Origin of the sequence: Hydrococcus rivularis NIES-593, from assembly GCF_001904635.1 — a bacterium.
Taxonomy (GTDB): domain Bacteria; phylum Cyanobacteriota; class Cyanobacteriia; order Cyanobacteriales; family Microcystaceae; genus Hydrococcus; species Hydrococcus rivularis.
Genome location: NZ_MRCB01000007.1, coordinates 140,698 through 163,791 on the forward strand (window position 1 = coordinate 140,698; position 23,094 = coordinate 163,791).

Genomic DNA, 23,094 nt, shown 5'->3' on the forward strand with positions numbered 1-23,094 from the left:
TAAGAAATATGTAAGAATTTTAGCATTGATGGAATGGACTAGGAGGATAATACCAATTCGCAATTCAGAATTAGTGTGGGTACGAGCAAGCACTGATTGTCTTAATTTTGAATTAATAATTTTGAATTTTGATTTGGAGCGAAGCGACTTGACGTTGGAGTAAGCTTGAATAGAAGCTCTCCACTGCACTGCCTGTAAATTGCGATCGCTCTCTATTTAAATATTTATGCCTACTTCTCTTGTCTCCACACCCACTAACTCAGAAACATCGCCTCTGTTTATACTTATTGACGGCCACTCTCTCGCTTTTCGTGCGTATTATGCTTTTGCAACATCTAGGCAAGGATTGCTGCGCACCTCTAGCGGAATTCCCACTAGCGTTTGTTTTGGATTTCTTAACTCGCTCGTACAGGTTATTGAATCTCAACAACCACAATATATCGCAATTGCTTTCGATCGCGGCGAGGCAACTTTTCGTCACGATGCCGATGTAAACTACAAAGCCAATCGTAAAGAAACGCCAGACGATTTTCTTCCCGATCTAAAAAATCTGCAAGAATTATTAATGGCATTTAATTTACAGATAGTAACCTCGGCTGGATATGAAGCTGATGATGTCATAGGAACGCTGGCAAAACAAGCAAGCGAGGCAGGATATCGAGTTAAAATTGTCAGCGGCGATCGCGATTTATTTCAACTGGTCGATCTAGACAAAAGCATTAGTGTTCTCTACGTTGATAGAAATACTGTCAGAAGTTCTTCTGCGAATTACACCGAATTCGATCCGGCAGCAGTTGAAGAAAAATTAGGCATTAAACCTTATCAAGTTGTTGATTATAAAGCCTTGTGCGGCGATAAATCGGATAACATTCCCGGCGTGAGGGGAATCGGAGAAAAAACTGCTGTCAAATTGCTGGAGGAATATGGAAGTTTAGAAGGGATTTATCAAAACTTAGATAAAATCCAGGGAGCAGTCAAGAAAAAGCTTGAAGAAGGAAAACAAGATGCGGAACATTCTCGTCATTTGGCACAGATAGTTTTAAATGCTCCTGTAGAAGTTAAGCTAGAAGATTGTAAGCTACAGGGATTTGATGTAAAAGCTGTTAAACCTTTATTAGAAAAATTAGAACTAAAGACAATTATTACAAGACTCGATAAATTACAACAGCAATTTGGTGGGAAATCGACACAACAGCTATCTTTATTCGAGCAATCTAACTCTAGCGTAAAAACTTCAAAACAAACCGGATCTCCCTCATCTATTTCTCCTCAAATTATAGATACTCAAGAGAAGCTGACAGGATTAATTGCACGGCTTAAAACTCATACAGATCCAGAACAACCCGTCGCTTGGGATACTGAAACCACTTCTATTAATCCGCGAGAAGCAAAATTAGTGGGAATTGGGTGTTGTTGGGGAGAGAAACCGACAGATATTGCTTATATTCCCGTCTGTCATAGCGATGGAATCTGTTTGGAAGCAAAAGAAGTTTTAGAAGCTTTACGTCCCATTTTGGAAAGTTCTCGATATCCAAAAGTTTTTCAAAATACTAAATTCGATCGCAATGTCTTCTGGAAACATGGAATAAAACTCGCTGGCGTGGTTTTTGATACCATGCTAGCTAGCTATGTCATCCATCCAGAACTAAGCCATAAACTCAGCGATATCTGCGATCGCTATTTGTCAGAGATTTGTTCTCAAGACTATAACAATTTAGGCATTCCTAAAGGAAAAAATATTGGCGATTTAGATATTCAGACAGTAGCCAATTATTGTGGCATGGATGCTTATGTAACTTTTCTATTAATGCCAAAACTGAAAGCCGAATTAGAAAAAAATCCAGAACTTTATAAACTGTTATTAGACATAGAATTGCCTTTAGAACCCGTTCTAGCAGCAATGGAAACGCGGGGAATTCGGATCGATGTTGATTATTTGAAAGAATTTTCCGTAAAATTAGAACGAGATTTACAAGCGATCGAACAACAAATCTATGAAGAAGCCGGGGAGAAGTTTAATTTAGGTTCTCCTAAAAAATTGAGCGAAGTTTTGTTTGATAAATTAGGGTTAAATTCTAAAAAATCGCGCAAAATGAAAACGGGTTATTCTACCGATCGCGCGATTTTAGAAAAGCTACAGGGCGATCATCCCATCATCGATAAAATTCTCGAACATCGAACGCTTGCTAAACTGAAATCTACCTATGTCGATGCATTACCTCAATTAGTTAGTCCCGATACGAAGCGAATTCATACCGATTTTAACCAAACTATCACGGCAACAGGAAGGCTATCTTCTTCCAATCCAAACTTACAAAATATTCCCATTCGGACAGAATTTTCGCGTCAAATTCGCAAGGCATTTATTCCCGAAGAAGGATGGCTGTTAGTCTCAGCTGATTACTCTCAAATTGAGTTAAGAATTCTAGCCCATTTATGTCAAGAACCCCTTCTGGTCGAAGCATACCGCCAAGGAGAAGACGTGCATAGCGTAACGGCTAAAGTAATGTTTAATACTAATAAAATTACGCCAGAACAGCGCAATTTAGGAAAGACAATCAATTTTGGTGTAATCTATGGAATGGGGGCGCATAGATTTGCGCGATCGTCAGGATTAAGTGTCGAAATTGGTAAGGATTTTATTGAAAAATATCGACAAAAATATGCACAAGTTTTTACCTATTTAGAAGGGGTAAAAAAAGAAGCGATAGCCAAGGGATATGTTACAACAATTTTTGGACGGCGACGCTATTTTGACTTTGCTAATGAGAATTTACAAAAACTACGAGGAAGTAATCCAGAAGAAATTGATTTAGATGCACTAAAACTTAGCAATACAGATGCACAACTTTTGAGGGCTGCTGCTAATGCTCCCATTCAAGGATCGAGTGCAGATATTATCAAAATTGCCATGGTAAAACTGCACAAAATTTTACAGGATTATCAAGCGAGATTGCTATTACAAGTCCACGACGAATTAGTCTTTGAAGTTCCTCCTACTGAATGGGAAGAGTTGCAACCTAAAATCAAATTCACGATGGAAAATGCTGTAGAATTGACAGTTCCTTTAGTCGTCGAAGTGCGTGCTGGGAAAAATTGGATGGAGGCTAAATAGATATTATATCATTTTTCATTCATTAATGACAGAGATAGTCGATTGCCCTCACCCCCAACCCCTCTCCCAAATAGGGAGAGGGGTGAAGAATGTCGATCGCGAAAACCTGAAAATTGGTATTAGGCATAAATAGCTGCTAAAGATAAGTCATAATTGGTCGCACTTCTCTAATGATAGTCGTTTAATCGGATTGGAGATCGCTATATAATTTCAAACCCGATAAATCTAACGTTCCAAAATGAATACTGAAAGCGATTTGAAAATTTTCTAAAACTTTAATAAACCAAGCAATTTTTTCTTGAGAAGTCAATGAATAATACTCGAATAAAAGCGATAGTCTATTTTCCAAATGGGGTTTAATTTTTGGGTATAGCATTACCAATCTAAATAGAAAAACACTCGCTTTTGTCGAACCCAAATTGACAATTAGATCGGTAAAAATCTGATGATTGAGATTTTGCGGGCTTTCTACTACTAAGAAATTTAAGAGTTGATTATAAGTACGAAGAACGAGAAATTCACTCAGTTTTTGAGCGTGATAATCTGGCAGAATCCTTTGTAATTTTTCATAAAGGAGTTTGCCGAACCGATTTTTAGCGTAGTCAGGATCGATAATAGATATAAGATAATTGTGTAAGTTATCTTTAAAGTTTTTATAGGACAGAATTTGATTCTGATTCGCGAGCAGATCGAAGGCTAAATTCCCCGTTGTCGAGTGAGTCGCACCTTTAGCAGCAAATTGTCTCAGAGCAGCTTTTAGCTCATCTGAGTTAAGCAGAGTGGGATTTTCAACTCGTCGTAGCAGTTTTCCCGCTCCCCCCGAAAGTTGACGAGCGCGAGCGAGTTGAACGAGTCTGACTTGATAGGTTAAGTACTGAGCTAGGGTAACTTCATAGTTGCGTTGGTTGCGCGATCTAATTTTTCTAATGGTTCGCTGATAGTCGAGGCTGCAATCTTCATCGAGCAGGCAATACTTGTACAAGTAGGGATAGCGACTGAGGATGTCTCCAAGGGATTGAGAATTAATCGCCTCGCTTTTCTGGGCGGGTTGGATAACTCGTACCAACCGTTTCAGTCTCAGATACTGCGCGGTTTCGGTAAAATTTTTGACCAATTGCAGACAGCGACTCGAGAAGCGAGAAGCGCTAACCAGAGAAGCAGGCAACTGCTCGAACAGTTCTACTAGCTCCGGAATGGCAGATTGCAGTTGGGGTTGTTGATACCAGTAATCGATCGCGATCTGACAGCATCGATAAAGAATGATTTTAAAGTCTCGCTCAGCACTCTTTGAGACGACGATTTTTTGCACTGCCGCACGGACTTGAGCGTCCTTATAGTCTCTGCCTTCGATCAGCAAACGCCGGAAGTCATCGAGAACCCGCTCGGTCGATTCTGTCCGAACGCAGTTGAGAACGTGAGCGTAGATTAGTTGCGCCTCCCGGTCGCTGGGTTGTAGGGGATCGTCTAGAGTTGGGCGATAATCGCTCATCAGTCGCGTTCCTCTCGTAGTGCGATTTCATTCTTTTCCGTTGCATTGGCGAGAATCTCAGTTGCCCCTTCCACGGGCAACGGGCGATAGAAGAGAAAACCCTGTACCGACTCGCAGTTAATCGATTTGAGAAACTCCAGTTCTTCCTCTTTCTCCACTCCTTCAGCAATGATGCTCAAGCCCAAACTTTGTCCCAGGGTAACTATCGCCGTAACGATATGAGAGACTTTTTTATCATTGGTCAAATCGCGAATGAAAGAGCGATCGATTTTTAGGTTGTGTAGGGGCAGAAGCTGAAGGCGACTCAAGGAAGAATGACCCGTTCCAAAATCGTCGATGGCGAGGCGAACCCCCATGCGATCGAGTTTTTGCAACACGGTTCGAGTGAATTCGATATCCTGGATGGCTGTCGTTTCCGTGATTTCTAGCTCTAAATAGCGAGGTTCCAGTCCCGTCTCCTGCAAGATCCTCGCGACCGTTTCGACCAGTTGGGGCTGGCGAAACTGCAAAGGCGAGAGATTGACCGCCACGCAGATAGCAGGCAATCCTGCCACTTGCCAAGCCTTATTTTGGATGCAGGCAGTTCTCAACACCCACTCCCCGATAGGAAGAATTAAACCGCTTTCCTCAGCAACGGGGATAAAAATCCCAGGAGACACCGCTCCCATATCGGGACTGTGCCAGCGAAGCAATGCCTCCATGCCAGTAATTTGTCCGGTCGCTACATCGACGCGAGGTTGATAATGAAGGCTAAATTCTTTTTTCTCTAGTGCCTGACGCAACCGCTTCTCTAGGCTCAGCCGTTCGGGAGCTTTGGCGCTCAGAGCAGAAGTGTAAAACTGGTATTGATTCCTGCCCTGTTCTTTGGCGTAATACAGAGCCGTATCCGCGTTTTTGATTAGGGTTTCAGCATCGTAACTGTCTTCGTTCAACAGAGCAATGCCGATGCTGCTAGTTACGTATAAATCGTGACCATCGAGATGAAACACCTCGTCTAGGGATTGTAGGATTCTCTGAGCAGTTCTCGTCGCATCCTCGATTTCTTCGATTTGAGACAGCAGGACGGTGAATTCATCGCCGCCCCAACGAGCAACAATATCCCCCGCTCTGAGGGAGTTTTTTAAACGTTGCGCGACGGCTTTCAACAATTCATCTCCAACCGTATGTCCGAGGGTGTCATTGATATTTTTAAAGCGATCGAGGTCTAGAAACATGACGGCGAGACTTTTGCCCTGCCGAGTCGCATTGGGAATCGCCAAGGATAGCTGCTCGTTGTATAGCGTTCGATTGGGCAGATCGGTTAGCAGGTCGTGAAGGGCGCGGTGGCTCATTAGTTGTTCGGTTTGCTGTCGCTGTAGGGCCCCGCTAATACTCGCTGCCATGGTAAATAGCGTCGATTCTTCGTGAACCGACCAACAGCGTTCTTGCTGGCAATCGGCAAAGCCAAGCCAGCCCCAGAATTCGCTGCCTAAAAAGATGGGAACAACCAGCAGCGATTGAATGCCATCTAGGTCGAGCAGGGATTGTTCGGCAGGGGAAAATTCTTGAATGGTCCGGTTAATCGAGCGACCCGAAGCGAGAGTCGCATACCAGTCAGACTTGCCGAATGCATTGTAAGGGCGATTTTGCCAGTGAGGCTGGTGTACGAGCGGCTCTAAAGACTCTCGCGACCAAGCATAGCGCAAACTCATGGATAATTCGCCAGTGACGGGCTGGGGATGATTTTCGACGATGACGACGAAATCCACGGCAGCCGCCGTTCCCAATATCGCTAAAGCTTGGAAAATTGCTTTCTTGTACTCTATTTCGGCGAGTAAATATCTGGCGGCTTCTGCCACTGCTTGCAGCAGGCGATCGCGCTTTTGCAATTCTTGCTCGACTCGCTTGCGTTCGGTAATATCCTCTACCGAGCCTTCATAACCGATTACCTCGCCGTCTGCGTCGTACAGAGGACGCACTTTTTCAGAGATCCAGATAATGCTGCCGTCTTTGCGGTATACTTGCGATTCAAAGCTGCGTATCTCGCCTTTCTCGCGCATCAGACCGATCAACTCAAGCCGACGGAGCGGATCGACGTAGAGCTGCCGCCCGATATCGGTCATACTATCGATCAATTCTTCTGGGGAATCGTATCCATAGATGCGGGCTAGCATGGGGTTGGCTACTAAATAGCGTCCGTCTAAGCTAGTCTGAAAAATCCCCTCAACAGCGTTCTCAAAAATTCTGCGATATCGTTCCTCTGCCTGCCGCCGCGCTTCCTCTGCTTGCTTGCGTTCGGTAATGTCGATAATGAAAATTCTAATTAAATCGCTTTCGGGAATGTAGTGTATTGATTCCTCAAAAAATTCTCCGTCAACTCGGACTTCTCTGGCAAAGGCGTTTTGCTTTTGAGTTTTAAGGCTCGAAGCTAGCCCGCTCAAAATCGGGTGAGATTGTCCCATCTCTTTGAGCGTGGGAAATTTGAGGATAGCGGCTGGATTGAGATAGGTGACGTTTCCCTTCAAATCGACTTCAACGATGGGATTGGGAATCAGTTCGGGAAAGGATGCTAAGCGAACCAAAGCTGCCTCGCTATTATTCGCTAGTTCGGGTTCGGGAGCTATCAGAGTATCGTAGAAGCTAGCTCGACTCGATAAAAAGTCAGAAAAGTCATCTGCTCCAGATGACTCGGCAAATTCTGAATCGGTTAAATTGGAGACGGTATAGTACTTGGCTCGAACGTAGTGACCAAAGTCAATCGCATCGCCGTGTTTGAGATCGTGAGATAAGCATTTTTTTCCATTGACAAATAAGCCATTTTTGCTTCTCTGTCCGTTGAGGTTGCCATCGACGATGCGAAATAGATAGTATTGGCTATCGGGGGCAGTTACCCGCAACAAAATAGCGTGTTGGCGAGACACTAATTTAGAGTTAAGAACGATGGAGTTGCGCGGATCTCGCCCGATAGAATACGTAGCTCCTTCAAGGGGAATGATTCGTTGACCTTGAGGATCTTCAATAGCTAAGATGTGACGGACTTTCTCCCGCTCATTATCACTCACTTGCTTACCTCGTTCTCCACAAGAACAGTACCGTTTTAATCGATTCTGACCTAGCTTAACTTAAATATTTAAATTAAATATATTTGAATTTTAAAGTAGAAAACTCAAAAGAAAGTTGGAGAGCGAGCGCCCTCCTTTGCTAAGATCGGCAACGCTATCTCAATTTTCCTATTCCTGTCATGCCATCTCCTATCGTTACCCTACATGACGCGATCGCGCAGCAAGATTTATCGATCTCTCCACCGCCTTCTGGACTGTCTGTGGGCGGAAAGATCGCGGTTCCCGGCGATAAATCTATCTCCCATCGCGCCTTGATGTTAGGTGCGATCGCCTCTGGAGAAACCACTATCGAAGGACTGCTTTTGGGCGAAGATCCGCGCAGTACGGCAAGTTGTTTTCAGGCGATGGGGGCAGAAATTTCTCCATTAAATACTGAGAAAGTCATTGTCAAAGGCATCGGACTGGGAAATTTACAAGAACCCCAAGATGTTTTGAATGCCCGAAATTCGGGAACGACGATTCGCCTGATGCTGGGATTGCTAGCTTCCCATCGAGATCGCTTTTTTACCGTAACGGGAGATAGTTCGCTGCGATCGCGTCCTATGTCCCGCGTTATCAAACCTCTGCAACAAATGGGAGCGCAAATCTGGGGACGAAAAGACAATTCCCTGGCACCTCTGGCAGTTCGAGGACAGCAACTCAAACCCAGCCATTATCATTCTCCCATCGCTTCGGCTCAAGTCAAATCCTGCCTTCTCCTAGCAGGATTAATGACAGAAGGGAAAACTACCATCACCGAACCGTCTCTCTCCCGCGATCACAGCGAGCGAATGTTACAAGCGTTCGGGGCACAATTGGAGATCGATCCCGAAACCCACAGCGTCACCGTCATCGGTCCCGCCACCTTGCAAGGTCAGCGAGTCATCGTACCGGGAGATATCAGTTCTGCGGCTTTTTGGTTAGTCGCTGCATCCATCGTTCCCAGTTCTGAATTGCTGATTGAAAATGTCGGCATCAATCCAACGCGCACGGGGATTTTAGAAGTCTTAGAGATGATGGGAGCCGATATTCGACTAGAAAATAAGCGAACGGTTACAGGCGAACCCGTGGCGGATTTACGAGTGCGATCGCGCCAGTTAAAGGCTTGTACGATTGAAGGCAATTTAATTCCTCGTCTCATCGACGAAATTCCGATTTTAGCGGTAGCGGCAGTCTTCGCGCGAGGAACGACGATTATTCGCGATGCGGCGGAATTAAGAGTTAAAGAAAGCGATCGCCTTGCTGCTATTGCCACACAATTGAATCGTATGGGAGCTAGAATTACCGAACTCTCCGATGGGTTAGAAATTGCTGGCGGCACCCCTCTCAAGGGAACGGAAGTAGATAGTTATACCGATCATCGCATTGCCATGAGTCTCGCGATCGCTGCTCTCAACGCCCAAGGTACGACCACGATTCATCGTGCAGAAGCGGCGGCGATTTCTTATCCCGAATTTGTCAGTACGCTGCAAGCAGTTTGCAGGAATTGACCGCAACAATTCGTCATTAAAAAAACTTCTTTCTCAAGAGATTTCTCAAAACACTCAAGGGATTATCATGCCAGAGGCTCTCTCGACTGGATGCAACGAATCCTGGCGGCGAGTGAGACTGGAGGAGTATATTTGGAAAAAAGGTGAATCGCTATCATGTCTCGACGTACTTTCTTTACGCTTATACTAGCAAGCTGTCTTGTTTTTCTCGGTTGGTATCAGTCAATTTCCAGCGCCCTGGCCTTGGGCGGTCAACAGCCTCCCCTCAACCAACTGGCTCCAGATTTTACCTTGCCTTCCAATACAGGCGATGGCAACATCTCTCTATCTGATTATCGAGGCCAATGGGTTGTCTTGTATTTCTATCCCAAAGACTTTACCCCTGGCTGTACGCTAGAAGCCCGCCGCTTCCAAGAAGATCTGCCGAAATACCAAGCCAGAAACGTTCAAATTCTAGGAGTTAGTGCCGATGATGTCGATTCCCATAGCGAATTCTGCGACTCAGAAGGTCTCAAATTTCCTCTGCTTGCCGATATAACGGGTGAAGTGAGTAAAGCGTATGGTTCTTGGCTGGGTTCGATGTCTGTTCGCCATACTTACTTAATCGATCCGCAAGGGATTTTGCGGGAGCGCTTTTTGGGAGTTAGACCTGCTATTCACAGTGCTGAAGTGCTAGCCCGTCTCGATGAATTACAGGCAGCTAACTCGTGAGTGTTAAGATTCTATTGCCCGTAAATCTGCCAAGCTAGATCGATCAATCCATTGACAATGGCTACCGCCACCACGGAACTCCCTTTGCGACCGTCAACGCTGATGTAGGGAATTGAAGACGCTTTTAATTGGGCTTTTGCTTCGTCTACGCCAATAAAGCCCGATGGCGTGCCGATCGCCAAAGCAGGTTTAATCGCATTTTGCTTGACTAATTCGACTAAACCTGCTAAGGCAGTTTGAGATTGTCCGATAACGAAAATCGCTTCTGGATAGCGTCTGGCTAAGGTTTCCATCCCCCAGGCTGCCTGTGTCTTTTCTTTTTGAGGTCGAGTACTGGTTTCCATACTGCAATAGACTGGATTGGCAAAGGTTTTTTGCAAGTTTGTCAAGATCCCGACCTGCACCATTGGTACGTCAACGATTATAGTGGTGCGGGCAGCTAAAGCAGCAGCTCCTGCCTGAAGTGCCTTCTCAGAAAATCGAATCAAAGACTTATATTCAAAATCAGCCGTTGCGTAAATAACGCGACGCACTATTTCATATTCGGCAGGAGCTAATTCTGTATCGCCGATTTCGCTATCGACGATCGCCAGACTTTGCGCGTCTGTTACGTGCCATTCCATCATGAATTATCGGTTATCTGCTATTCGTTATCGGTAGGGGCGATTGGCGAATCGCCCGTACAGTTATCTTAATGGCTAAGCGATCGCCGCTCGCCGTTCATTTTGATTCCTTAAGTTTTTGAAGCAGTTGGTTGATTGACTAGCGGCGAGAGATAGGCAACCAATCCTCCGAGCGCAAAACCGATGACGTTGCGAAATAGCGGCAACCAATCCGAAGTCCGGCTGACTACCGGTCCAATGCCAAAGGAAATAAATAAAATCCCCCACAGCGGCGACATAATCAAAACCCATTGCCAAGCAAATTTTTGTCCTTCTTTGCGGGGAATTGCTGCCAGTCCGCAAACGATCCCGCCTGCGATTGAAGTAGCGAGCGTGAGGATCCACTGTTCCCTCGGCAGCCCGGGAACGACGCGACAGCCTCCTCTAAGCAAACAATTTTCAACGGTTTCTAAGGATTGGGCGATCGCGTTATTTTCGCCATTGTCTCGCACGAAGTACATATTCCCGAAGCGAGCTTGTAATTCGATCCAGAAGGTACGGGGCAGGAGTTCGTAGACGGCATCGCCGATGCTGAAAGCGAGCAGATTTCCTCCCCGCCCGTCGGCGACTAGAAGGATGCTTTTATCGTCCAGCCCCCAGAAATTAATTACCGCTCTTCCGGGAGAGCGATCGTACTGAGTCAGTACCCTGAGTTTCCAGCCAGTCTGCGCCTCAAACTCATTGATATGTTTAATCAAAGATTCTTCCTGAAGTTTGGGAAGGTAATTGGCAAGATCGACCACGGGAGTAACCGTATCGGGCAATAGCTCTGGATTGTTGACCGCACGCGCTGGGGCTGGGGCAACGACCCAAGTCAATAAGGTTAAACAACAGGCGACTATAACGATTGAGAGCCGCTGAATCCAAGAATTTTGCATGGCAATTTTGACTAAAGACTTTAAATTAAACTCTGAGTTTCTTTACACTTGTTTACTTTATTTTAAGATTACTGATATTGAGTTAGAAGTCAAACCATCGAAGCCAGCAATATTTACTCTGTGTCTTGTGCCTCTGGCTCGGAGCGCGAGCGATCGCGAACCTCAAACGGCTCTTGCCCAGAGGGGTTCAAGCGATCGCTCGAACGATTTTTCCGACGTTCGGGATAGCCATTCCAAGTTTGCCAAGCTGCTTTTACGCCAGCGACGACGCTATGAGTCCCTATTTGGACTTTACTAATCTGCTTTCTGGCACTGCTAAGGCTGAGATCGACTTGCTTGACAACGCCGGAGGCGCTTTTAACGCCATCATTGATATCGTCCGTCAGCTCGCTAATTTCTAATCCCGTCAAACGAATGGCTTCGAGCGTCGGTGGAAATTCTCGTCTGAGAGTATCGAAGAGTTTTTCCGCACTGCGAGCTGCCCGTGCGAGTTCTTGCAAAGCAGGGAGGGCAGCAATCAATACAGCCGTCAAACTGACGGCTACCAGTAAAATGGAAAGTCCAAGCCAAAATATAGGATCGCTCACGCTTTAGTAGCCTACAAATGATGATTTTCTGAGGAATTCGTATCGACGGTAACTTGGCGAGGTTGTTGGCGTTCTTGCGCTTCTATCTGGCTGGCTTCAATCCCAGCCGCGATCGCTTCTTTAAGACGATCGAGCGTCTCATTCCAGTTTCGCATAGCCGACTCCGATAAGCGATCGGCTTGGAGTTGTACGCTCGTAGATAGATCTTCTGCTAACTCTGGCAGAGCATCAGCCGATTTCTTTAAAATTCGTCGCGTTTCTTTGCCAGAACGCGGGGCGATTAACAGTCCCGCTATCGTACCAATCGCACCACCCACTAGCATTCCTGCCAGAAATGCTCCTCCGTTACCTTTTTTCATTTTCTCGCCTCTATGCTTAACACCAATTTTATGCAGATTTTCGCACTAAGATGAGCTTTTACTGAGAATTAGTTTTCCTTTCTAGAAATAACGCTCTCTCCATTCCCCAGCCAGCCCCATTTCCTATCCCCCATCTTCCTCAATTTTTTTGTCTGGCAACGCTTTACAGTCGCTCGCGATCCTATGGTCATTTAAAGATTCGCTATCAACCAAAGCCATTATTTTTTAATAGTTATTATAGCGCTTGTAAAAAGGCAACTTAAATGCACAAAATATACTTCGTTTAAAATTTTCAATTTTTTCTAAAAACTGCAAGATCGATCGAGAATAACTAAAATCAATTGCAATTATCACTAAAAGTTTTGATTTAAATCAAAGAGTCTTTTGGAGATCTTAAAAAACTCATACTGATTTACTAGAATTTTTAAGACTTTTTTGGTTTTCAAGATTTAGTCAAGTCTATTGATGAATAGCGAAGGGGCTAGGGAAGGATCTCCCGCACTACAATTTTTATGAATCAACTAAGATTGTGGGAGATAGTTTTGTTATGGCACGTTTAGCGCTGCTAAGTGTATCTGATAAGACGGGGCTGATCGATCTGGCTCGTCAACTGGTAGAAGAGTTTAGATTTGAGTTAATTAGCAGTGGAGGAACTGCCAATGCCTTAAAAGCAGCGGGATTGCCCGTTACCAAAGTGAGTGACTACACGGGATCTCCAGAGATTTTGGGAGGAAGAGTCAAAACCCTTCATCCTCGCATCCATGGGGGAATTTTAGGGCGGCGAGATGTTCCCGGTGATGTGGTAGATATGGAAGCGAACCAAATCCGTCCTTTAGATTTGGTGATAGTAAATCTCTATCCTTTCGAGCAGACAATTTCCAAGCCCGATGTAACCGAGCAACAAGCGATCGAGCAGATTGATATCGGAGGTCCAGCAATGTTACGTGCGGCGGCGAAAAACTTCGCCCATGTGACAGTTTTGTCAAATCCTAAACATTACGATCTCTATCTTCAGGAATTACGCCAAAATAATGGAGATACTTCTCTAGCGTTTCGTCGAAAAATGGCAGAGGAAACCTTTGCGCTGACTAATGCTTATGATGGCGCGATCGCATCTTACTTGGCCAGTCTCGCCGCCAAAGCAGAAAGTCCCCTTCCAACTCGTTTCAGCCTTACTGGAGAAGAATTACAATCCCTCCGCTACGGAGAAAATCCCCATCAAAGCGCCAGTTGGTATAAAACCGGAACGCAACCGTCAGGATGGGCGGCTGCAACAAAACTGCAAGGAAAAGAACTCAGCTACAATAATCTGGTAGATTTAGAAGCCGCACGGCGCATTATCGTCGAATTCGACCCTAAAGAACCCGCTGCCGCTATTCTCAAGCACACCAATCCCTGCGGCGTGGCTGTCGGAACGACGCTAGCCGAAGCCTATCAAAAAGCTTTCAATGCCGACTCTACCTCAGCTTTTGGAGGGATTGTCGCACTCAATCAACCCATCGACGCTGCAACAGCGAAAGCACTGACCAAAACATTTTTAGAATGTATAGTAGCACCGGGATGCGAGTCAGAAGCCCAAGAAATTCTAGCCACAAAATCCAATCTGAGGGTGTTAATTCTGCCAGATTTAAAAAGCGGTCCCAAGCACACGGCAAAAGTCATCGCGGGAGGGATTTTAGTCCAAGCGTCCGATGATGTTATCGATAGTCCCGATAGTTGGCAAATCGTCACCCAAAAGCAACCCACCCCAGAACAAATGGCGGAATTGCTGTTTGCTTGGAAAGTCGCCAAGCACGTTAAATCCAATGCTATTGTTGTAACCAAAAATCGCGCGACCTTGGGAGTCGGAGCCGGACAGATGAATCGCGTCGGTTCGGTTAAAATTGCCCTCGAACAAGCGGGAGAGAAAGCTAAAGGCGGATTTCTAGCTAGCGATGGATTCTTTCCCTTTGATGATTCAGTGCGGACGGCTGCCACAGCCGGAATTGTAGCCATCGTTCAACCGGGAGGTTCTTTGAGGGATAAAGATTCTATTAAGGCTGCTAACGAGTTAGGGCTAGTGATGGTGTTGACTGGCATCCGTCATTTCTTGCATTGATGTTGTTGGAAAATCGGGAGTCGTATAGACAATATCCGCCGTGCGATGGCGGATTTAGTTCGATGGAATGTCTGTATGAGAATAGGAAAAACCTCTCTCCCTCAATTTCTCAGAGATTAATCGTCTCGTGTTAAGATTGCAGAGGAGAAGAAAAATCAGTATTAAAAAAGAAAGCCGACTGGAGGTCGGGGGTATCCTATCCTCGACTATTTTTGACGCTTTATGACAATAGCTCGATCGAAACCTTCTCCCAATCGTCAAACAAACAAACATCACCCGCGTTTTTTACTGACAAGTCTAATGTTTTAGGAGGAAACTGAATGACCCAGGTGGTTGTAGGACAAAACGAAAATATTGAATCAGCCTTGCGCCGCTTTAAGCGTCAAGTCTCTAAAGCGGGAATTTTTGCAGATATTAAGCGTCGTCGCCACTTCGAGACTCCCATTGAAAAGAAAAAGCGGAAAGCTGTAGCCCGTCGCAAAAAGCGTTTTCGTTAATTAAATAAATGGTTAAATCGGTAATGGGAGAGATTTGATAACTTAGCAATAACCCATTACCCTTTACTTGCCAGAAAGAATTTGTTGAAGCATTCGATTGGCTTGGGAACCATATCCTCCACCAAAAAGATTGAAGTGATTGAGGATGTGGTAAAGATTGTAGAGGGTTTTGCGTTGTTGATAGCCCTCCTCTAAAGGAAAAACTTCATTGTAGCCGCGATAAAAAGCGGCTGGAAAACCGCCGAAGAGTTCGGTCATGGCAATATCTACTTCGCGATCGCCATAATAAGTAGCAGGATCTAGAATAACGGGTTCTCCCGCACTCGTTACAGCCGCATTCCCCGACCATAAGTCGCCGTGTACCAAAGACGGTTTGGGAGTTCTATCGGCTAGATGCTCTCTGACGACTTCTACCACTTGAAAATAATCCGGAAGACTCCCGCCTCGACGCTTGGCGAGTTGTAACTGGTAGCCAATGCGGTGTTCGGCAAAAAAATCTGCCCAGTTTTCCGTCCAAGTATTGATTTGTGGCGTCGATCCAATCGTATTATTGCGCTCCCAACCAAACTTAGCAGAACCGCCCGCTTGATGCATAGCAGCCAGTTGGCGACCCATCTGTTCCCAAGCGCGAGTCGTTGGGCTTCCAAATTCAAGCCATTCCATCACCAGATAGCTAGAACGATCTATCACTCCCCAACAAATCGGCACGGGAACGCGAATCGTATGAGTTGAGAGCATTTGTTTCAATCCCAGGGCTTCTGCTTCAAACATATCGACCTGGGAGGCTTGATTGAGTTTGACGAAGTATGTCGATCCATTCCCTATCAGTGCATAACCTTGATTGATGCAGCCACCGCTGACAGAACGGCGCTCCTTAACCTGAAACTTTTCTCCAGTAACTTGAGAAATGCGATCGGCAATCTGATTCCACATTATTACAAGGCAAAAGGTAAAAGTTAAAAGACAAATTTATTTTTTTCTTCTTAAGCAGTAGGTTTCATGACGACTATGCCATAAGCATCCGGATCGAGATAGCGTTGGGCTGCGGCTTGGATATCGGCAACTTCGAGAGATTGGATATAGGCAGGATAATTGAGGGCGGGTTCTAAATCTCGTAACTGAGAGTAGTAGTAACCATAGAGATTAGCGCGATCGCTCGGTCTTTCATTGCTAAAAATAAAGCGATTGGCGACCTGGGTACGAATGCGAGCAAGTTCTGCTTCCGTCACCGACTCTGTTTGAATTTTACGAATGTGTTCGGCGATCGCGGCTTCTACTTCAGAAATATTTTCTGTCGGCAATTGGGCTGAAATATAAAAAACGCCCTGTACTCCCTGAGTCATATTGCTCGCCCCCACCTGCGATACCAGTCCTCGTTCCTCTCTGAGATCTCGAAATAGCCGAGACACCTTACCCTGTCCTAAAATGACCGCCAAAACGTCCAGCGCGTAGGTTTGGGAAAGATCTGTCAGTCCGGGAACTCGCCACGTCATGACTAAACGCGATTGTTGTAGGCTATCATCGACGAATTCTCGGCGCACGATGTCTCTAAAAGGCGGTTCGGGAGTTAGAAATTGCGAACTCTGACTTGGGACCTCTCTACAGACGCGATCTCTGGCATCTCGACAACCTCCGACTTCTAAAAATCCTTTTGCCACAATATCGATCGACTCCTCTACAGGCAGATTGCCCACGACAACAGCCGTCATCGATTGGGGACGATACCAGTAGGCGTGAAAGTCTCGCATTTGTTGAGGGATTAGCTTCTCGATAACTGAAGCAGGACCCAAAACCGGACGGCGATAGGGCAAGCTTTCAAAACAGGTTTCCATGGCTCTGTAAAAAGTGCGACGACGGGGATTGTCCTCCGAACGACGAATTTCTTCTAGCACCACCAATCGCTCTCTCTCGAAAGCCGCGTCGGGAATGCTGGGGTTAAGGATGACATCTAACTGCAAAGGAGCCAGTTCGGCAAAATCTCTGGGAGCCGTCGTGATGTAGTAGTGGGTATATTCTTGGCTCGTTGCTGCATTCGTAACCGCTCCTCTTTCTTCGATAAAGCGCTCAAACTCTCCACTTCCGAGTCGGGGAGTTCCCTTAAACACCATATGCTCTAAAAAGTGAGCCATCCCGTTAATTTCGTCCGCTTCCATGACCGAACCCACGTTGAGCCATACATTCAGATTTACGGCTTCTACCGGCATCTGTTCGGCTATAATTGTCAAGCCATTCGGCAGTTGACAAATTTTTGGCATCGTTAGTGTTGGAGATTTGAGCAAAATAGAGGTCATGGGCGATTTATCATTTTGTCCTTACTTTTCTATCTTAAAGAAACCGCGCGGGAATTCCTATCCTCATTAGAAATCATTGAAAACCTCGCAGGCTTGAGCCAGGGGAAAGTCCGGTCAAGTTAAAAGCCCAGACCGTACCCGCTCGGGTCAATGTCGGTAGTTCGCATATCGCCTATAATTGATGTGCGAGCATTAAGTCCCGTTTCAGAGGGATTTTTTCTAAACTGATTCCAGGCTAGAAGTCATGTCTATCCTCGCCTATAGTAATCTAACGCTATAGCGAAGGTTTCCAAGCCAGAGAGGCAAGTGTTTCGGAAATCGGAGAAAATCCGCGGCACTTAGGGCCAAAAAAGAAGAACGGAGAGCGATAATGGTTAATTTTGGGCTGAACTCAGCCGCTATATTAGGAATTTTTCTGGCAGTCGCTGGAGTAGGACTTTATTTCGTGCGCTCCATTCGTCCAGAACTGTCGAGAGACTATGATATCTTTTTTGCTGCCGTCGGCTTGTTGTGCGGTCTGATTCTATTATTTAATGGATGGCGGCTCGATCCTATTCTCCAATTCGGTCAGTTTCTCCTAACGGGAACGGCAATCTTTTTTGCAGTAGAGGCAGTGCGCTTGCGCGGCGCGACGGTAGAGCAAGCCAAACGCAATACGCCAATTGTCGAAAAGCGTCCGGTTAGTAAAACACGCGTCTATACAGAAGCCGAGTTAGATCGTCTAGAACCTTACGAGGAAGAAGATTATTACGAAGGTAAGCGCCGCAGCTTAAGGGGTTCTGAAGATGCTCGCTCTAGCCGCACTTCGAGCTACGAGACCGAAGAACCCCGCTCTCAAAGAAGCCGTCGCTCGTCCGAACGCTACGACGAATACAGAGAAGCTTCCCGCAAGCGTCGCCCTCGTCCGACTGCCGAACCGACGAGCAGTCATTACGACGTTTGGGAAGATACGCAAGAGAATTGGGAAGAAAGCCCCCAAGCTACTCGTCCTCGCCGTCCTCGTCGAGAAAGTGATGTTTCCCAAAGCTATTCCGCGCCTCCGAGAAAGCGTCGTCCGCGTCCTTCGGATCTGGGTGGAACTCCCTATGAAGATACAGAATCCATTCCTACAGATTATGTGGATTATCAACCCATAGACGAGTCAGAACGCGATCGCCCCGATTGGGAGCAAGAGCCTTCTAAATCCAGACCGGAGAGAGAGCCAGAGCGCGAGCCGCGTAGCGCTTCTCAAGGAAATCGCAACTCCTCGCGCGGCACCGATTTAGGCGAATCCTACTCAGACGAAGAAGTAGAAAATCGCGATAATCCCGTGCGATTCGATTACTGATTGCGATCGCGGTGACACGTTCTATTCCCAGCGTTCATTTCCTTCGCCCGATTGTCTGGGGAGCGGCAGGGATTCTGATTGGCTTGCTGGCATCTTGCGGCATCGCTCCTCGTCAGGTGGGTCCAGCTACTCTCAATAGTCGTTATAACGACGAGCAGCCAGCATTGAGCGGAGATGGTCGCTGGTTGGCTTTTGTTTCCAATCGCAATGGAAGCAATCAAATTTTGCTCTACAATCTCCAAGAGGAGCGATATGACAATCCTTCAGGACTCAACCGCAGCGATGTCATTGCTGAAAGTCCCAGTCTGAGTCGTACAGCTCGTTATATCGTCTATATCGCCAGCCTTCAGGGACGACCAGATATCGTTCTATACGACCGAATAACTAAACGTTCGGAATTGGTAACTCAAGGGTATCGCAGTTGGGTGAGAAATCCCCAAATTAGCCCAGACGGTCGCTATATTGTGTTTGAAACCTCTCGTCGAGGACAATGGGATATCGAAGTACTCGATCGCGGTCCTTTAATCGAGTTAGATATTCCAGATGGCACTCCAGTAGAGAACCCTCAAAAAAATCTGCCAACGTGAAGCGCCCTGTTTTAGTTTCAATTGTTGTTCTGATGAGTTTGTTAAGCAGTTGTACTGGCTATCCCCGCTTCCTTAACTTTCCCTTCGATCCGGGAGGGCGAAGTTTGAATAGCCCCAACTCGGAATTATCTCCCCAAGTGAATGCGCCGTATATTGTTTTTGTGTCGGATCGCAATGGTTCCCAGGATGTCTATCTGTTTGACGCTCGCAGACGGCAACTAATCGATTTGCCGGGACTCAATACCCTCGACGAGATCGCCTCTCATCCCGCCATTTCTGAAGACGGTCGCTATATTGTTTTTGCAGGAAGCCGTCAGGGACGAGCAGATATTTATCTCTACGATCGCGAAACGCAGCAAAAACGCAATTTAACAGAAAATTTGCCAGCAGAAGTGAGAAATCCGACTATTAGCACCGATGGTTCCCGGATTGCCTTTGAAGTCGCTAAAAACGGTCAGTGGGATATTTTGGTTTGCGATCGCAACGGACAGCTGCTTAATATTCCCGGCAATGCCAGATAATTTATCGAGTAGCGTCTTCTCGACGGGCGGTACGGCGGTACAGTGCGGGCTTTCCAAAAGCCCAGGTAGTTTCAGCAGCCCTCCAGTTATACCAATTTTCAGGTTTTCGCGATCGACATTCTTCTCCCCTCTCCCCAATTGGGAGAGGGGTTGGGAGTGAGGGCGAATGAAGATAATTGTAGATAAGAAAGAGGGGGAGGAGATAAGCAAAGCTTACCTCCTCTTTTGTTTTTGATGATTATTATTACTAAAGTTTTTAACGGTATAAATAAAGAAATTTAAGAAGCTAGCTATCTTCTGTCCGCCAAAAAAGTCAGGTAATATATAGAAATGCTTTAACATTACCTTATAGAAATTTAAAAGTATCTGTATCCTCGACGGTTTTGCCAAACTATTTAGTTTGGTTGGTAATCCGTAGACGCGATCGCATTTCTCTATAATTATTGATTAGAGCGATCGCAATCTATGAGAGTTTTTATGATTTCTGCGATCGCATCCCTCTAATTTTTAAGTCTAAAATATAAATAACAATAAATTGTCAAGCTGGCGGGCAACATGAGCGTAGCGATTGAATCAGATTTAAAAGAAATTTTTACTAAATTCGAGCAAAAGTTAGATAGGTTAGAGCAGAAGATAGATGGTGTTGCCAAAGATGTTAGCGAGTTGAAAGTCTCTGTAGCCAGGACAGAAGCCGAACTAAGAGGAAATATAAAGGTTCTCAATGAATCTGTTGCTAGGACTGAAGCACAATTAAAAGGAGATATTAAAGCGCTTGATGAAAAACTATCGGGAGAAATTAAGACATTAGGCGAGAAAACTGATGGATTGAGCAAGCGGTTGGACTCGACTGAATTTATCAACCGAGGGATTTTTGTTGGGCTGATACTTACTATCCTCGGCGGTTTTGCCAAGCTGTTTGGTTTGGTTGGCAATCCGTAGACGCGATCGCTAGCTATACGAGCATTACTCGCATCTTTCCCTACAGTGATTAATTAGAGCAAGCGATCGCGCTGCTTTTCCATTAAATTTAATAAGTATTAAACGTAGTGCGAAAGATCCTTCGCTATCGCTGGAGGGGCGCAAAGCTGTCTTGTTCGCGTCTTATTATACGTGAGCGAGACGCTCACACTATTTTTCCCTGTAACGAAAAAAGATTATCAATTACTCCCAGCTAGAAGGTGTTATGACTTGCAATTTGCCTTCTGGTGTAACACTAATCTCGGCACCCAAAGACTTAATCTTATCAATAGTATACTGCTGAGTTTTTTGGTCTGGAGTTGTTGTTAGAATCGTCATCCAAGCAGAAACTTGAGCTTTTCTAGGATCTGGGTTAGTTGCTAAGTATTCGGCTGTTGCGCGAGTTTGGTTTGCCATAAATTCATTGCCTTGAATACTTGCCCAATTGGATGCCATTTGGTAGGAATGTCGCGCTGCTTTTAAATCTCCTAAGAACAAGATTTCATCTACACCTTTATAGATCCAGATATAAATCGAAAGAGGAAAAGTTTTAGGAGAAACTGATTCTAGAACCCGATTCATAAAAGTGACGGTTTTATCTGGTCTACCTGCATAAATTGAGTTAGCAGTAGACATTTGTAAATATGCTTGAATGAAGCGAGGATCGCGATCGACCATTATTTCAAAAAAATTAGGAATTAAAGAATATCCGGTTTGCTTGCGAGCTTTTCCATCTCCAAAATATTGAATGAATCCAAGAAAATTCCAGTCTGCGATTAAATTGTTAAACCCAAAGGAAGGCATATTCTTTTGTAAGTTTAGGAAAACTTGAGTAGATTGTTCTTCTTTTAAAGCATCTTCTCCTGTCTGAGATTGTTTTGTTTGAATATGTGAAGTTTGTAAATAAATAATTCCCGCCAGACAAAATAACGGGGTAAGATAGCGCAAGAATAATAGCAGTTTATTATTTTTCATATTTCACTTTATCTTCACTACCTTATTTAAAATATAAGAATAAGTTTATATTCTATCTAGATAGCAATTTTCACAAATGCTTACTCTAACCTAATCCCGTTGTTGGTGCAAACTCCGCTAGTTGTATCAGGTACGTCAACAGCTATGCCAACATCTAGACTTTGGCAAAAGAACATATTAAACAAACCAGCATTATAATATACTCCTATTGCATAATTTCTAACACGATCGCTATTGGGGTTAAGTGCAATTGCCTGATGCTTAACTATAGTATCATTAGCTGTTGCTGGATTGGGTAAGTTATAGTATTTCGAGGCAAAACTTCCATTAATAGTTAAATAACTTAGATCGGTAGCAAAAGCTTGTTTCTCGAAGTGATAGGCTTGTTGAGAACGAGCAATAGCACCGAGGTTATTTTTAGCTTCAGTTTCTCTAGATTTACCGATTTGAGTGATAAAGTTAGGAAGACTGACTGCAACTAGAATTCCTAAAATAATTATCACAACTAAAAGTTCTATAAGAGTAAATCCCCGATCGCGTTCTCTATTACACAAGAGATATTTTAGTAATTGTAGATTAATCTTAATCTTAGTGTAACTCATATTTAAATTCAAATATATTTTCTTTTGTTGTTGCTTTCTATGTAAAAATTACCCATTTTTTTGACAGAATATATCATTTTATTTATTGCAATTTGTTCGAGCTATTTAAATTATTTTAAACAATAAAAAGCATCAGGTCAATTTACATGTTTACCTGATGCTTATAAATTAGATCTGTTTTGATTTAAGTAATTTTCAAACTTGTCTCATTACGCTAGCTTAGTTTACTTAAGCGCAGTGCTTCCACTGGGACAAACGGGAGCCATAGCAGCCGTAACTGAAGGTGCGGTGTTAGTGATTTGGTCAGATTGACAAACAACGTTTGCGTAAACTCCATTGGTACTGTCAAAGCCTACACCACCAGCATAACTGCGAGTTCCATTCTTAGGAGCATCTGTGGAAGCTGCTTGTTGAGTAACGCTGCTATTGGTACCTGCGGCGGTTGAGAAGTTATAATATTGACTATCAACGGTTACGCCCAGAATATTGTTAGCTTGCAAGTTAGCATCAGTAAGTGCTGAAGCAAAAGATTGCTTTTCAAAGTGGTACGCTTGCTGAGCACGGTTAATAGTACCGATACCATTCTTACCTTCAGTTTCTCTAGCTTTACCAACTTGACCGAGGAGGTTGGGCAGAGCAACAGCAGCGAGTACACCGATAATAATTACAACAACTAGAAGTTCGATTAGAGTGAAACCTTTGTTAGATTTTTTGTTAGCTAAAACTTTGAGTAAGTTGGCTTTGAATTGAGAATTCATGGTTTTTTTGTCCTTTTTCGGTAGGGGTTTGTTTTTTCTCTTCTAAATAGAACTTACCCAGAGCGATCTAATTTCATATCACCCCCAAAAAAATTTTTTGAATTGATTTA

Annotated in this window: 20 protein-coding genes; 9 read left to right on the top strand and 11 right to left on the bottom strand. The window is 44.7% G+C overall.

Annotation, left to right across the window (positions count from 1 at the left end; translation table 11 throughout):
• The first annotated feature begins 226 nt into the window (after positions 1-226).
• Entirely contained in the window at positions 227-3,115 is a 2,889-nt protein-coding gene (gene polA / locus NIES593_RS08510; RefSeq protein ID WP_073599166.1) for a DNA polymerase I, read from the top strand.
• 181 nt (positions 3,116-3,296) lie between these two features.
• Here polA and NIES593_RS08515 read toward each other — a convergent pair whose 3' ends face one another.
• On the bottom strand, positions 3,297-4,604 hold the full coding sequence (locus tag NIES593_RS08515) for a hypothetical protein (protein ID WP_073599167.1): 1,308 nt from the start codon (positions 4,602-4,604) through the stop codon (positions 3,297-3,299).
• The gene (locus tag NIES593_RS08520; RefSeq protein WP_073599168.1) at positions 4,604-7,645 is read right to left on the bottom strand and encodes an EAL domain-containing protein; all 3,042 of its coding nucleotides are present in this window, start codon (positions 7,643-7,645) and stop codon (positions 4,604-4,606) included. The genes NIES593_RS08515 and NIES593_RS08520 overlap by 1 nt, the downstream gene beginning before the upstream one ends.
• Before the next feature lie 179 nt (positions 7,646-7,824).
• Here NIES593_RS08520 and aroA point away from each other — a divergent pair, with 179 nt between their 5' ends.
• Both aroA and NIES593_RS08530 read left to right on the top strand, forming a co-directional pair.
• Complete coding sequence (gene aroA, locus NIES593_RS08525) at positions 7,825-9,174, top strand: 3-phosphoshikimate 1-carboxyvinyltransferase (RefSeq protein WP_073599169.1); 1,350 nt, start codon at positions 7,825-7,827, stop codon at positions 9,172-9,174.
• 156 nt (positions 9,175-9,330) lie between these two features.
• Positions 9,331-9,885, top strand: coding sequence for a peroxiredoxin (locus tag NIES593_RS08530; RefSeq protein WP_073599170.1), 555 nt, complete (start codon positions 9,331-9,333; stop codon positions 9,883-9,885).
• Positions 9,886-9,896: 11 nt separating this feature from the next.
• Here the strand turns inward: NIES593_RS08530 and NIES593_RS08535 are convergent, their stop codons facing one another.
• The 4 genes from NIES593_RS08535 to NIES593_RS08550 all read right to left on the bottom strand — a co-directional run bounded on the left by NIES593_RS08535 (position 9,897) and on the right by NIES593_RS08550 (position 12,371).
• Entirely contained in the window at positions 9,897-10,508 is a 612-nt protein-coding gene (locus NIES593_RS08535; protein WP_073599171.1) for a precorrin-8X methylmutase, read from the bottom strand.
• Positions 10,509-10,618: 110 nt separating this feature from the next.
• Positions 10,619-11,425 (bottom strand): TPM domain-containing protein, encoded by an 807-nt coding sequence (locus tag NIES593_RS08540; protein WP_073599172.1) that lies wholly within the window; start codon positions 11,423-11,425, stop codon positions 10,619-10,621.
• Between the two features lie 113 nt (positions 11,426-11,538).
• Positions 11,539-12,012, bottom strand: a complete 474-nt coding sequence (locus tag NIES593_RS08545) for a hypothetical protein (RefSeq protein WP_073599173.1) — start codon at positions 12,010-12,012, stop codon at positions 11,539-11,541.
• Positions 12,013-12,023: 11 nt separating this feature from the next.
• On the bottom strand, positions 12,024-12,371 hold the full coding sequence (locus NIES593_RS08550; protein ID WP_073599174.1) for a YtxH domain-containing protein: 348 nt from the start codon (positions 12,369-12,371) through the stop codon (positions 12,024-12,026).
• A 547-nt stretch (positions 12,372-12,918) separates the two neighbouring features.
• On the opposite strand from NIES593_RS08550, the gene purH reads away from it, so the two are divergent.
• Positions 12,919-14,469 (top strand): bifunctional phosphoribosylaminoimidazolecarboxamide formyltransferase/IMP cyclohydrolase, encoded by a 1,551-nt coding sequence (gene purH / locus NIES593_RS08555; protein WP_073599175.1) that lies wholly within the window; start codon positions 12,919-12,921, stop codon positions 14,467-14,469.
• A gap of 320 nt (positions 14,470-14,789) precedes the next feature.
• A complete protein-coding gene (rpsU, locus tag NIES593_RS08560) occupies positions 14,790-14,966 on the top strand; it encodes a 30S ribosomal protein S21 (protein WP_015142517.1) in 177 nt (58 codons plus the stop codon).
• Between the two features lie 63 nt (positions 14,967-15,029).
• Here rpsU and NIES593_RS08565 read toward each other — a convergent pair whose 3' ends face one another.
• The gene (locus tag NIES593_RS08565; protein WP_073599176.1) at positions 15,030-15,899 is read right to left on the bottom strand and encodes a fructosamine kinase family protein; all 870 of its coding nucleotides are present in this window, start codon (positions 15,897-15,899) and stop codon (positions 15,030-15,032) included.
• A gap of 50 nt (positions 15,900-15,949) precedes the next feature.
• Positions 15,950-17,257, bottom strand: a complete 1,308-nt coding sequence (locus NIES593_RS08570; RefSeq protein WP_073599177.1) for a M16 family metallopeptidase — start codon at positions 17,255-17,257, stop codon at positions 15,950-15,952.
• A 370-nt stretch (positions 17,258-17,627) separates the two neighbouring features.
• On the opposite strand from NIES593_RS08570, the gene NIES593_RS08575 reads away from it, so the two are divergent.
• From NIES593_RS08575 to NIES593_RS08590, 4 genes are all read left to right on the top strand, one after another.
• Positions 17,628-18,584 (top strand): Ycf66 family protein, encoded by a 957-nt coding sequence (locus tag NIES593_RS08575; RefSeq protein WP_073599178.1) that lies wholly within the window; start codon positions 17,628-17,630, stop codon positions 18,582-18,584.
• Positions 18,585-18,655: 71 nt separating this feature from the next.
• Positions 18,656-19,171, top strand: coding sequence for a TolB-like translocation protein (locus NIES593_RS08580; RefSeq protein WP_175561082.1), 516 nt, complete (start codon positions 18,656-18,658; stop codon positions 19,169-19,171).
• Between the two features lie 32 nt (positions 19,172-19,203).
• On the top strand, positions 19,204-19,692 hold the full coding sequence (locus NIES593_RS08585; protein ID WP_083602389.1) for a TolB family protein: 489 nt from the start codon (positions 19,204-19,206) through the stop codon (positions 19,690-19,692).
• 555 nt (positions 19,693-20,247) lie between these two features.
• On the top strand, positions 20,248-20,631 hold the full coding sequence (locus NIES593_RS08590) for a coiled-coil domain-containing protein (RefSeq protein ID WP_073599180.1): 384 nt from the start codon (positions 20,248-20,250) through the stop codon (positions 20,629-20,631).
• Positions 20,632-20,853: 222 nt separating this feature from the next.
• Here NIES593_RS08590 and NIES593_RS08595 read toward each other — a convergent pair whose 3' ends face one another.
• From NIES593_RS08595 to NIES593_RS08605, 3 genes are all read right to left on the bottom strand, one after another.
• Positions 20,854-21,624, bottom strand: coding sequence for a hypothetical protein (locus NIES593_RS08595; RefSeq protein ID WP_073599181.1), 771 nt, complete (start codon positions 21,622-21,624; stop codon positions 20,854-20,856).
• A gap of 80 nt (positions 21,625-21,704) precedes the next feature.
• The gene (locus NIES593_RS08600) at positions 21,705-22,226 is read right to left on the bottom strand and encodes a type IV pilin-like G/H family protein (RefSeq protein WP_073599182.1); all 522 of its coding nucleotides are present in this window, start codon (positions 22,224-22,226) and stop codon (positions 21,705-21,707) included.
• 224 nt (positions 22,227-22,450) lie between these two features.
• A complete protein-coding gene (locus tag NIES593_RS08605; protein ID WP_073599183.1) occupies positions 22,451-22,984 on the bottom strand; it encodes a type IV pilin protein in 534 nt (177 codons plus the stop codon).
• Positions 22,985-23,094 lie beyond the last annotated feature (110 nt).